This window comes from Pseudomonas sp. AL 58, from assembly GCF_036348395.1.
In the GTDB taxonomy this organism is placed as follows: Bacteria; Pseudomonadota; Gammaproteobacteria; order Pseudomonadales; family Pseudomonadaceae; genus Aquipseudomonas; species Aquipseudomonas defluvii.
This window is the reverse complement of sequence record NZ_JAZBQR010000015.1, coordinates 109,096-120,982: the sequence shown is the minus strand read 5'-3', so window position 1 is coordinate 120,982 and position 11,887 is coordinate 109,096. Positions and strand designations below refer to the sequence as shown.

Below are 11,887 nucleotides of genomic sequence, written 5' to 3'. Positions count from 1 at the left end.
GTCGTTTCCGGCGGCCGTGGCATGCAGAACGGCGACAACTTCAAGCACCTGTATGCGCTGGCCGACAAGCTGGGCGCCGCGGTCGGTGCTTCCCGTGCCGCCGTCGACGCCGGTTTCGTGCCGAACGACATGCAGGTCGGCCAGACTGGCAAGATCGTTGCGCCACAGCTGTACATCGCTGTCGGTATCTCCGGTGCCATCCAGCACCTGGCCGGTATGAAAGACTCCAAGGTGATCGTTGCGATCAACAAGGATGAGGAAGCGCCGATCTTCCAGGTGGCCGACTATGGCCTGGTGGCGGATTTGTTCGAGGCCGTCCCGGAACTGGAAAACCTGCTGTAGGTTCACCCACAAACGCTGTTTACAGACGAAAAAAGGCTCGGAGAACCTTGACTCCGAGCCGAACAGCGCTGGGCCCTGCCCGTGCTGTTTGCATCAGCCAGATGCCGTGCGAACGTTGGCGTTAGCGCACGTTCGGCCAGCCCTGGAAGCTTGGCGTCACCCCAACGCAGGCCGGGGACGTCTTGCAGGCCCAGGGACTGTGCGCTTCCGGTGGCACCGAGACAAGCACGGTGAACACCAGGAAAAGCAGGATCAACAGAGGAACGGAATAGGCTAGAAGGCTTTTTATTTTCATTGTCGGCTTTCTCGTGACCTTTGATTCGGACCTACGTCGTTACGACGTGACGAAGTACAGGTTCACCCTCCCTGGCCGGAAGCCGTCAAACGGCAAGCACGCAATGCACGCTCGCCGTTCACGGCCCCGTTACAACTCAGCGCTCGTCGACAGTGACGATCTCACGACGCTCGGCCATGCTCGCGGGCACCAGGTCTTCATCGGTGAAGAACTGCTGGTACCACTCGCGCAGCTGGTACACCGGGCCGTCGTTTTCCGCCAGTACCGGCTTGTCGATACGGATCTTGTGCTTCCAGATGTCCACGTCCTGGTAGAACGAGGCGCGGTTACCCATGACATAGGCCTTGGCCACTTCGAGGTTCTGCTCCTCGCTCCAGCCCGGTATCCGCTTGACCATGCACCCAAAGCGCAGCTCAAAGCTGTCCGGGGTCACGGGCACGTGGCTGTTGAGCAGAATGGCATGCACTCGAACGTCACCGAACATCGAGCTCAGGTGAGTGAAGTGGGTAGCAGGACCGTAGTAGGCCGACGGCGCGATCAAGTCACCGCCCAGGCGCTCGGAATCGCCATGGAAAATCTGCCGGCCGATATGCCCTTCAAAGACGTTGGCGAAATATTTGGTCGGGGTGCCATGCACAGGCCCGAAGTGCTGGGCGTCCACCAGGTTGTCGACCAACTCGCGCGGGTTGGTTTCGATCAGCATGGTGTCGATGTTCCAGTCGTGAATCCACTCGGGATCGTCCATCTCGGCCAGGTGCGGGATGATCACGCCGTCTTTCGGCGGGCGCCCCTCTGGGTTGTTCCAGACGAACAGCAGGTTGTTCTCCTCGCAGGTCAGCCAACTGCGGGTCTTGGCCTTGGGCGGAATGCGCTTGCAGTAAGGGATTTCGACGCACTTGCCGGTGGTGTCGTACTTCCAATGGTGGAAGGGGCATACCACGGTATCGTTCTCGATGGTGCCCTGGGACAGGTCGGCGCCCATGTGCGGGCAATGGGCGTCAAGAATGCTGATCGCGCCCTCGCTGTTGGCAAACGCCACCAGACGGGTGCCAAAGATATTCAGGGTGTGCAGCTTGCCATCGCGATAATCATCGGCCACGCCCAGGCAGTGCCAGCCACGGGCATAACGGTGAGTACGCTGGGCGTTCTCGATCGAGAGTTCAGCGAGTTTCGTCATTGTTGTTGTTCCTCTGTTGGAAACTCTGGGGGAGCAATACCCCTTGAAAAAACAGGGTGAATCCATGGCAGACATCATTGAGCAGCCTGAGCAAGGTGCTCATCCTCCAATTGGACTAGATCAAGCGAGATCGACTCTCAACACGCCACCCCATGATGGATTCGCCCCTGTCACCACACTGCAGGCGAAGCGCCTGAACGGCGCCCCACTCAAGCACTACTGACCGAAGCGACGCGCGGCCTCCGGGCCAAAGTCGCGCGGGCTGAAACCTGGCTTGTTCAGTTGATAGCCGTTGCGCTGCTCGTTGATCAGGTTGAAGGCCAGGTAGCTGCCCGCGTTGAGGTCGTGGTAAAGCCCCACACCCGCTTGCTGTGCCTGACTTTCGTAGGCATAGAAGTAGTTGACCATCGAGGTACGCCACAGCTCGCCACGGTTGTCGTAGTTGTCCGCAAGCATCGGGAACCAGGTGTCTTCATCGATGTACAACTTGCGCTTGCCATACAGATGGCGGTAACCCGGCTTGAGGGTGCCTTCCAGCTCCCACACGCGGTGGCGCTCGTAGCGCATGGCCTGCGGGTTGATGTGGCCTGGAGTGAGCAGGTCGGCGTACTTCAGGTTAGAGGCGTGCAGCCGGTAGGCGTTGTAGGGGATGTACATCTCGCGCTTGCCGACGATCTTCCAGTCATAGCGCTGCCCCGAACCGTTGAACAGGCGTACCTCGTCGACGGTGATCGAACCACCACTGCCCGGGAACGACATGTCGAAGCCATACCCCGGCGACTGCCGCACGCGGCGGGTGCCCGGGTCGTAGCGCCAGCTCTGGCGGGGTTCGGTCTTGTCGTTCCAGAATTCGGTACCCGTGTTGATTTCGCCCTTGTCACGCTGCGGCAGCAAGGTTTCGTTCAAGTAGAACGAGGAGTTGCCAACGGTGTCACCGATCTTGCCCGGCTCCAGTGCCGGCGCCAGGTTGCGTGAATGCACGCGACCCCAGTTGATGTTGCCGTCCTTGAGCACGTAGGCGTTGTCGGAGGTGTATTCCTCGGTCCAGGCACGCAGGGTGAAGGTCGAGGCATTCTTCAGCAGTTCCAGACCACTGCGGGGTACCGGGAACGGCGTACCGCCGGTTTTGCCGACCACACCCTCTCCGTCATCGACCAGGCGGGCAACGCTGGCGTTCTCACGGGTCGCCTGACACACCGAGTCGGGGACGCGGAAGTCCCGGTGCGACGGATACACCGGCATGTTGAAGGTTGCGGGATAAAGCTTGAACAAGGCTTTCTGCCCGTCGGACAAGTAGTCACTGTATTGCGCCAGGTTGGCTGCGGTGATCACGAACAGCGGTTTTTCGTCCGGGTAAGGGTCAACCGGGTGGTTGCCAGTGCCCTTGAAGTCGACATGCGGCGGAACCCCCAGCCACTTGCCACTGAACGGCGGGATGCTGCCGTCGGCGTTACCGCTCTTGTCAGCCCCCAAACAGGTCAAATCCTTGCCCAGGCGTGCCAGATCTTCCGGCGCCGCACTGGCCGTGCCAATCGCACTGCACCCCAGCAACAGCGCTAACGTCCACCTATGCGTGACATTGGCAGTCCGCGAAACAGAACAACGAGAGGCCAGATTACTGCCGGTCATTTCTTATTCTCCTTGGTTACCGATAGCGGTCCCTCAGTATCAGCAGCCAATGGAGCAAGGAGCATCGTCCGCACGGACTAACGCATTTTTACGGCGACACGCTAGCCAACGCTTACCGCCACCGGTAACGCACCCGGCTTACCCAGTGCAACAACGCTGTTGAGCATGATCCGCACCAGTTCGGTCTGGCGCCGCACACCGGTCTTGGAGAAAATCGAGCGCAGGTGCGCCCGTGCCGTATTGCGGCGGATGTTCAGGGTCTCGGAGGCTTCCTCCAACGACAGGCCGTTGGCCAGCTCCAGCGCCAGCGCCGTCTCTGCCGGCGTGAGGTTGTAGAGCTGCGAGGTCACTACATTGCTGACCAGCGATTTGCTCACGGCATCACGCACATACACCATGACGGTGGGCTTGCCCTTGCCCTCGACCAGTTCCTGTGACGGGATCAGTTCCACCACGACCCCCAGGCTGACCTGTCCGGATGGCCGGGAGATCGACATCGCCTCGGCCCCTTGCAACACATCGCCGCCTTGCCTGGCCCGCAGGAACGCATTGCGCACCAGCCGCAGCAGCTCTCGGTTATCGCTCGGGTAGGTGGCCTCCAGTCGGCCACCGACCACTTTGAGGCCGTCATTACTGTCGAGGATCTCCCGCGCCACCGGGTTCAGTTGCAGTACATTGCCGCCCTCGTCGAGCACAATCGTCGCCACCGACAAGCGGCTGATAGTCTGCGAGTACAGGCTACCCAGCGACTCGCTGCGGTCCAGCAATGAGTGCATGTGCAAGGCGCGACGCAAATGCGGCAGCAACATCGCGCACATGGCCCGTTCGGCGGTCGAAAAACGCGGGTGGTCCTTGGGCCGGTTGATGCGGAAACGCAAGGTGCCGCCATCGGGCATGCTGATGTCGGCGCCTAGCATCTGGTAGCAGCCATAGGGCTCGCAAAACAACAGGTAGAACGATGAACTGACCCACTCGGCATCGCTCATCAGGTCATCGATGGTGAACACCTGATCCGTGGGCAGGTTGTTGAACATCGTGGACTTGGCGTAGTACGCGTAATGGTTGATCCCACCCTCCCCCAGTTCGATATCGCCGGCGACCATCATCGGCGACAGGAACGGCTCATCCATCACCCGCAGGATCAGTGTGACGAAATTGGCCTGGAACAGCGTCCGGATCTGCTGCAGCGATTCGGTCATGTGGCGGGTATCCAGGGCCGAATCGTACATATTGCCGATGATCTGTTCGTATTCGGCCAACTCAAGCCCCATTTCCGCCAGGACCTGAGTATTGGGCACGCTAGATTGCATAGACACTCCCCAAGCGCAGGCCCTGTGGTGGTCTGAACCACCAGGGCCTGCATGATTTTTTATTGTGGTGGGTTAGCTGCGCGCTTAACGACCTGCGAGCACACCGGAGAACGGCGGCGACGCCTTGGTGCCGAGTGAAACGGCTTTCACAGCAACCAGTGGCCGGCCACGATTGAACCAGGCCGCAAGCGCGGGCAACAGGAAGATGGCGCCAAAGACATTCACCAGGAACATAAACGCCAGCAAAACGCCCATGTCGGCCTGCAGCTTGAGGGGGGCAAAGGCCCAGGTACCGACCCCGATCGACATGGTCAGGGCGGTGAACACCGCTGCCGTGCCACGCTGGCACATGGCGCGATAAAAGGCATGACGCAGGTCCCGGCCCTCAGCCATTTCATGCTGGATGCGCTCATACAAGTAAATGCCGTAGTCCACCCCGACCCCGACGCCCAGCGCCATCACCGGCAAGGTGGCGACTTTCAGGCCAATACCGAGCATGGCCATCAGCGCATTGCAAAGAATCGCCACGATGCCCATCGGCACCAGAATGCACAGCACTGCGCGCAACGACCGGAAGGTCAGCAGGCAGAAAAACGCCACCGAGCAGAACAACGCCGCGAGCATCCACACTTCGGCACGTTTCACCGCTTCATTGGAGGCTGCCATGACCCCGATGTTGCCGCCAGCCAGCTTGAACTCAACCCCAGGCGCCCGGATACCGGCGATAATCCGCTTGGCTTCATTGACCACATGGAACACCGTCGCGCCCTCATGATCGTTGAGGAACACCAGGATCTGCATGCGCTTGCAGCCATCGGTGACCAGCCCGGAATCCGGCGAATAAGCCATCGAGCCCTGCTGCAAGCCGCGCGACGAACCCGGGATGGCCGACCAGCGCGGGTTCCCTTCGTTATTGCCGGCAATCATTTCCTTGCCCATGCCGGCAACGCTTTGCACCGATTGCACACCCGCGACATTGCGCATCTGGAAGTCAAAGGCCTCGACCGCACGCATGACACCCGGGTTCAGGCAGGCTTCGTCGATACCCTGGGTCTGAAGGAAGACCGCCAGCACATCCAGGCCGATCGAGTAGCTGTCGATAATGCGCTGGTTGTCCTGGTTGTAGCGCGAGTCGGCGCGCAGCTCAGGGGCACCCGGGCCAATGTCGCCGACCGCCAGTTCCCGCGCCTTGAACACGCCGAAGCCGAGCAACACCAGGCTGATGGCGAACACCACCAGTGCCGGACGCGGCTCAGCCAGCGCCGACAACCGCCACCACAATGGGTGGCGAGCTTCGTCATGCGTCGGTCGTGCTGCACGCGCAGACGATCCCAGGGACAAATGAGAAATGATCAGTGGCAACATCATCTTGTTGGTGATGATCATCAGCATTACGCCCATGCAGGCAGTCACCCCCAATTCATGCACGATGGGGATATCGATCAGCATGATCACCGCAAAACCCAGGGCATTCATCAGCAGCGCCAGGGACCCTGGAATGAAGATCTTGCAGAACGCCGAGCGCGCCGCCTGCAGCGAGGAACTGCCGGCCAGCACGTCCTGCTTCCAGGCGTTGGTCATCTGTACCGCATGGGAAACACCAATGGAGAAGATCAGGAACGGCACCAGCACGGACATCGGGTCGATGCCCAGCCCCAACAGTGGCAGCAGCCCGAGCAACCAGACCACGGGCAACAGCGCCACGACCAGGGCCACGACGGTCAATGGCAAGGAACGCGAGTAAGCCCAGAGCAGCAACGCGGTGATGATGAACGCCACGACAAAGAACAGCATGACGGTATTGAGCCCTTCGACCACATCTCCGACCAACTTGGCGAACCCCACCACGTTGATCTCGATGGTCGGGCTGTTGTATTTGGCCCGGATCTCTTCGAGGCGCTTGGCGATTTCGACATAGGACACCGGCTGCCCGGTTTTCGGGTCGGTGTCCTGCAAGTCGGCCCGCACCATGGCCGAGCGCTGATCGTTGGCCAGCAGCCGGCCAACCTGCCCGGCGCGGGCGGCATTGCTGCGGACCTTCTGCAGGTCCTCATCGGTACCGGCGTATTGCGGCGGTACCACCAGGTCACCGACATACCCTTCTTCGGTGATCTCGACATAGCGCACGTTCGGGGTAAACAGCGAGGTCACACTCGGGCGGCTGACCCCGGAGATGAAGAACACGTCATCGGTAACCTGCTGCAGCACCCGAAGAAACTCCGGGTTATAGATGTCACCCTCGCCTTTCCAGTGCACGTTCACCAGCAGCCGGTTGGCGCCCGTGAACACCCGACTGAAGTCCAGGAAGCTCAACATGTACTCGTGGCGTACCGGAATCTGTTTGTTGAACCCGGGATCCAGCCGCACCTGGGTTGCGCTATAGCCAAGGGCCACCGTCACCAGCATGAACAGCCCCAGCCACCAGCGTCGATGGTTCAGCAATACGTCCGCGCAGTCTTGCACGCGGCGTTCGATCCAACCTGTAGTCTGTGTCATATGCCTACTCACTGTGCAACGGCGGCAAGACCACCGTCTGCGCCCTGAAATACCCCACGCTCCCCGGCCACCAGCAAACGACGGGCGTTGAGCACCACCGCCGAGGTCAAGGTGCCCAAGCCAGCCCGTTGCGCGCTGTCAACCAACGCGCCGTCGGCATCCAGTCGGATCAGCCGGCTACCGGCACCAACCAGCACCAGGCCGGCGTGCTGGGGCAACAACGCATGGCCATAAATTGGCTGGCTGCTGCCAATATCTACCTGGCTCCAGCTGTCCCCGAAATCGGTACTGATAAAGACATGCCCGCGCATGCCGTACGCCAGCCAGCGAGAGGCCGACAAGCGCACCACACCAAACAGCGAGCCGTTGTAGAACGGCGTCAGGCTCTGCCAGTCTTGCCCACCATTACTGGATCGCAGCACCAGCCCCTGCTCGCCCACCAGCATCTGCCGGCCATCAGCGCCGCCGTCCAGGCCATTGAAATGCGCGCCCTCGCCCGGCATGTCACAGGGCGTCCAGTGTTCGCCGGCATCACTCGACTCCAGGTACTTACCGTAGCTGCCATAGGCGACCACGTGCTTGCCGTCGCCACTCCACACACCCAGTAACGGCTCACCCAACTGCGCGTCATAGCGCATCTCCTGCCAGGTCTTGCCGCTATCGCCTGAACGCAGGATCCAGCCATCATGGCCAACCGCGACCAGTACCTCGGAGCTCAGGGCAATGACCCCGGTGAGGGTCGCCTCACGCCCGGCGGCCACCTGGCTGGTTTGCCAGGACAGGCCGCTGTCGGTGCTGGTCAGAATCGTGCCACGCTCGCCCACCGCGATCAGTTGCGAACCATTGGCCAGCAAGGCGTTGACCTGAACCCGGTCGGCATTGATCCGGGTGATCGCCAACGGTGTGGGGTTACGCGGCGAGAAGGCAAAGGCCACCGCAGCGATGATGATGGCGCTCATGGCGTATCCAATCAGCTGGCGCATACTGGACTCCATGGCGAAACGCAGGGGCACGGGACGGGCATCATGGGGCGATCCTCTTGATTTTGTTTGAAGGATCATCAGACCGCCCCGCCCGTGCTACATCGTCCAAACGGCCTAGTCAGAGCGCTCGGCCGGGTTCGTTGGCGATCACGGCAGCTCGAACAAGCCGGCAGCACCCATGCCGCCACCAATGCACATGGCCACGACCACGTAACGCACGCCGCGACGGCGGCCTTCAAGCAAGGCGTGACCGACCATACGGGCGCCCGACATGCCGAACGGATGGCCAATGGCAATGGCCCCGCCATTGACGTTCAAGCGCTCGGCCGGGATGCCCAGCGCGTCGCGGCAATGCAACACCTGGCAAGCAAAGGCCTCGTTGATTTCCCACAAGCCAATGTCCGCCACGCTCAGGCCAAAGCGCTTGAGCAAGCGAGGGACCGCCACCACCGGGCCAATGCCCATTTCTTCGGGTGCGCAACCGCCGACGGCGATCCCGCGGTAGATGCCAAGCGGCGTAAGCCCACGGTGCCGGGCTTGCGCACGGCTCATCAACAGGCTTGCCGAGGCGCCGTCAGAGAACTGCGAGGCGTTGCCCGCGGTAATAAACTCGCCCTGTGCGACCCATTTGCCGTCTTTCCAGACCGGCTTGAGCGCCGTCAGGTCCTCCAGACGGGTACCTGGCCTGTTGCACTCATCGCGCTCGACCAACACTCGGGTATGCCCGCTGGGTTGGCCCGCCTCGTCGAAACACAGCTTGTCGACCGTCAGGCCGACGATTTCATCGTCGAACAGCCCGTCACGCTGCGCGGCCGCAGTGCGCAGTTGACTCTGCAAGGCATACTCATCCTGCGCAGCCCGGCTGATGCCATAGCGACGCGAAACAATTTCGGCCGTTTCCAGCATTGGGATGTAAGCACTGGGCATCACCTCCAGCACCGCCTCGGACTGGGCACGGTAAGTGTTCTTGTGCTTGGTCTGGGTCAGGGACAGCGACTCGACGCCGCCAGCAATGGCAATGCTCATCTCGCCGGTCATGATGCCCTTGGCGGCGACACCAATACTCATCAGGCCTGATGCGCACATGCGGTCCAGGGCCATGCCCGGCACAGTGTCCGGCAAACCACCGGTATAGGCACACAGACGACCGATGTTGTAGGCCTGGGTGCCCTGCTGCACGGCAGCGCCCATGATTACATCCTCTACCGCCTCAGCTTCGATACCGGCCCGCTCGACGACGGCACGAACTACATGGCCGCCCAGCACAGGGGCCTCGGTGTCGTTGAACGATCCACGGAAAGACTTAGCCAGCGCGGTACGCGCGGTGGCGACAATCACAACTTCATTCAGGTCCATGAACAGGCTCACTCGGCAATAGGGTTGAAGGTGTAACGGCTGATGGTGTCCACCACACAGCCAGGGCGCGCTTCGCCCTCGATTTCCACGGTAATGCGCACCACCAGTTGCACGGCTTCGCCAAGTTGCTCGGCGCGCACAATGACGCCATGCCCGCGTACACGCGAACCGACCCTGACCGGCGCGGGAAAGCGCACCCGGTCACTGCCATAGTTGACCCCCATCGCCATGTTTTCGAGGGTGAGCAACTGCGGCATGAACAGGTTCGCCAGTGCCTGGGTCAGGTAGCCGTGGGCGATACAAACGCCGAAAGGGCCGCTGGCAGCGCGCACGGGATCGACATGAATCCACTGGTGGTCGCCCGTGGCTTCGGCAAACAGGTTGATCCGCTCCTGGCTGATGCTCAGCCATTCGGTGTAGCCAAGGTCGAGGCCCTCGGCCTCGAGCAACGCCTGGGCGCTACTGAAGGTATGACTCATCACGGACTCCTCAGGCCTGCTGCGAACTGACGGACAACACTTCGCCAACCATGTAGGAGGCGTAGTCGCTGGCCAGGAACATCATCACGTTGGCCACTTCCCAGACTTCTGCCGCACGGCCAAAGGCCTCGCGATCCGCAAGACGGGCAAGCAGTTCCTCGCTGGAGGCTTTCTTGAGAAAGTCGTGCAGGGCAATCGAGGGCGAGACGGCGTTGATCCGAACCCCGAATTCGGCAGCCTCCAGGGCGCTGCAACGGGTCAGGGCCATCACCCCGGCCTTGGCGGCGGCGTAATGCGCCTGCTCTTTCTGGGCGCGCCAGCCCAGTACCGAAGCGTTGTTGACGATGGCACCAGCACCACGCCGCTGCATGTGCGGGAGCATGGCGCGGGTCATGCGGAAGGTGCCGGTGAGCGTCACGTCGAGTACCCGCGACCATTCCTCGTCGCTCATGTCGACCAGCCGCTTCTGGCCACCGAGGCCGGCGTTGTTGATCAGCACATCGACACCACCCAGCAGGGTTTCGGCGCTGTCGACTAAGGCCTGAACCTCTTCCTCTACCGTGACATTGCACAGTTGGCCGTAAATGGCCTGTAAACCCGTTTCGGCCTTGAGCCGCTCCACCGCCTCTTCCAGGCGGCGCGGGTGCACATCCGAAATCATCAATGCCCGGCAGCCCTCTTCGGCGCTGCGGCGGGCCGCCGAATAACCGATACCCGCACCCGCAGCGGCGGTAATCAGTACGGACTTGCCGGCCAGCAGTTGATGGCCGGGTACATAAGGGGGAGCTTGTTTCACAGCGATTACCTCCGAAGAAATCAATACGCTGTCAGGTATAAAGCGCCGCCCCGGCGGGCACATCGTCAAAACGGGGTATGGCCGCATGAAGCGGCCATTTCAGGGCCGCTTCAACGGCCCCCGATTCAACTGCCCCAGACACGCTGGGCCGCAGGCGCTTCAGCAAGAATCGCATCGACGACCGGGCCAACTTCCTCGACCTGCCAAAGCCCGCCCTTGTCACGGGTGGTGCCGGTGCGCCAGCCATCGCCGAGGGAGATCCGCCCGCCCTGGCTCTCGAAGACCTGCCCCGTGACATGGGACGATTCAAGGCTGCCGAGCCAGACCACCAGCGGTGCGACGTTTTCCGGGGCCCAGGCATCGAAGCTGCCGTCCTCGGGCTTTTTCACCACGTCGGGCATGGCGCTCTCGGTCATGGACGTCCGTGCCGCCGGTGCCAGGGCGTTGGCGGTGACCCCATATCGAGCCAGTTCAGCAGCCTGCACCAGGGTCAGTGCGGCGATACCCCCTTTGGCTGCGGAATAGTTGGACTGCCCGATCGAGCCCTGCAGGCCGGCACCGGAGCTGGTGTTGATGATCCGCCCAGCGACCGGGGTTCCCGCCTTGGCCAGGTCGCGCCAACGACGCCCCAGCAGGTTTGCCAGGCAATAATGCCCCTTGAGGTGAACACGCATCACCGTGTCCCAGTCCTCTTCCGAGAGGCTGATAAACATTCGGTCGCGCAACACCCCGGCATTGTTGACCAGTACATGCACCTCACCGAAGGCCGCCAACGCGGCGTCGACGATACGCTGAGCGGTGTCCAGGGTTGTAATGTCGTCGCTGTTGGCGATGGCCTGGCCGCCACTGGCGCAGATCTCGCCAGCAACATCCTGCGCCGCCTCGGCACGGATATCGTTAACCACCACCTTGGCGCCTTGCGCGGCGAACGCCAACGCGTAGGCGCGACCAAGCCCACCGCCAGCACCGGTAATGATCACGGTGCGGTCTGTGCAAATAGCCATGTTTGACTCCTTTGACTGCA

The 11,887-nt window shown here is 61.7% G+C and carries 10 protein-coding genes; 1 reads left to right on the top strand and 9 read right to left on the bottom strand.

The features are described from left to right. A partial coding sequence (locus UIA24_RS17075) for an FAD-binding protein (RefSeq protein ID WP_330523412.1) occupies nucleotides 1-342 on the top strand: 342 nt, incomplete at its 5' end. Between the two features lie 431 nt (nucleotides 343-773). Here UIA24_RS17075 and UIA24_RS17070 read toward each other — a convergent pair. From UIA24_RS17070 to UIA24_RS17030, 9 genes are all read right to left on the bottom strand, one after another. After that, nucleotides 774-1,814, bottom strand: a complete 1,041-nt coding sequence (locus tag UIA24_RS17070; protein ID WP_099775128.1) for a Rieske 2Fe-2S domain-containing protein — start codon at nucleotides 1,812-1,814, stop codon at nucleotides 774-776. 216 nt (nucleotides 1,815-2,030) lie between these two features. Further along, entirely contained in the window at nucleotides 2,031-3,443 is a 1,413-nt protein-coding gene (locus UIA24_RS17065) for a DUF1329 domain-containing protein (protein ID WP_330523411.1), read from the bottom strand. 101 nt (nucleotides 3,444-3,544) lie between these two features. Beyond that, a complete protein-coding gene (locus UIA24_RS17060; protein ID WP_330523410.1) occupies nucleotides 3,545-4,753 on the bottom strand; it encodes a helix-turn-helix transcriptional regulator in 1,209 nt (402 codons plus the stop codon). A gap of 84 nt (nucleotides 4,754-4,837) precedes the next feature. Next, complete coding sequence (locus UIA24_RS17055; protein WP_330523409.1) at nucleotides 4,838-7,249, bottom strand: efflux RND transporter permease subunit; 2,412 nt, start codon at nucleotides 7,247-7,249, stop codon at nucleotides 4,838-4,840. A gap of 8 nt (nucleotides 7,250-7,257) precedes the next feature. After that, complete coding sequence (locus tag UIA24_RS17050; RefSeq protein ID WP_330523408.1) at nucleotides 7,258-8,232, bottom strand: WD40/YVTN/BNR-like repeat-containing protein; 975 nt, start codon at nucleotides 8,230-8,232, stop codon at nucleotides 7,258-7,260. Between the two features lie 147 nt (nucleotides 8,233-8,379). Next, entirely contained in the window at nucleotides 8,380-9,588 is a 1,209-nt protein-coding gene (locus UIA24_RS17045; RefSeq protein ID WP_083199915.1) for an acetyl-CoA C-acyltransferase, read from the bottom strand. Between the two features lie 8 nt (nucleotides 9,589-9,596). Continuing rightward, nucleotides 9,597-10,067, bottom strand: coding sequence for a MaoC family dehydratase (locus UIA24_RS17040; protein WP_065761872.1), 471 nt, complete (start codon nucleotides 10,065-10,067; stop codon nucleotides 9,597-9,599). A gap of 10 nt (nucleotides 10,068-10,077) precedes the next feature. Continuing rightward, nucleotides 10,078-10,863 carry an SDR family oxidoreductase gene (locus UIA24_RS17035; protein WP_099775132.1) on the bottom strand — a complete coding sequence of 262 codons (786 nt, stop codon included), beginning with the start codon at nucleotides 10,861-10,863 and terminating at the stop codon, nucleotides 10,078-10,080. A gap of 125 nt (nucleotides 10,864-10,988) precedes the next feature. Further along, nucleotides 10,989-11,867: an SDR family oxidoreductase gene (locus UIA24_RS17030; protein WP_330523407.1), complete on the bottom strand. Its 879-nt coding sequence runs from the start codon at nucleotides 11,865-11,867 to the stop codon at nucleotides 10,989-10,991. Between the last annotated feature and the right edge of the window lie 20 nt (nucleotides 11,868-11,887).